The organism is Pseudomonas sp. 1176_21 (assembly GCF_052850635.1).
Map to the genome: position 1 here is coordinate 1 of NZ_VXCV01000041.1, position 653 is coordinate 653.

Below are 653 nucleotides of genomic sequence, written 5' to 3' on the forward strand. Positions count from 1 at the left end.
CAACACGAGCGTTCGCGTTAATCGATCAGCTCCGCTCTGAAGAGCCTGTTGATCTGTTGTGCTCGGTATTTGAAGTCACCCGATCTTGCTACTACGCGCACTGCCGAAAACGTCGAATTCCCGACGTTGAGCGGCTGGTTTTACGCAGCCGAGTGAACGAACTGTTCACCCAAAGCCGCAGCGCGGCGGGCAGCCGAAGCATCATGTTCATGATGCGGGAGGAAGGCATAGAAATTGGGCGCTTCAAGGTGCGTAAGCTGATGAGCGAAATGAAGCTAATCAGTAAGCAACCCGGTTCACATGCCTACAAAAAAGCGACGGTCGAGCGACCAGATATCCCGAACGTGCTGGATCGAGCGTTCACCGTATCCGCACCAAACGAAGTTTGGTGCGGTGACATCACTTATGTCTGGGCTCAAGGTCGCTGGCATTATGTGGCGGCAGTGATCGACCTTTTCGCACGCCGAGTAGTAGGCTGGGCATTTTCAGCGAAGCCCGATGCCGACCTGGTGATCAAGGCATTGGATATGGCCTATGAACAGCGTGGTCGGTCACAGAGCGTGCTGTTTCACAGCGACCAAGGCAGCCAATACGGCAGCCGAAGCTTCCGTCAGCGGCTGTGGCGTTATCGGTTCAAACAGAGCATGAGTCGG

At 55.1% G+C, this 653-nt stretch carries 1 protein-coding gene; it reads left to right on the plus strand.

Annotation, left to right across the window (positions count from 1 at the left end; all coding sequences use genetic code 11):
* A partial coding sequence (locus tag FW760_RS26020) for an IS3 family transposase (RefSeq protein WP_446444118.1) occupies positions 1-653 on the plus strand: 653 nt, incomplete at both ends.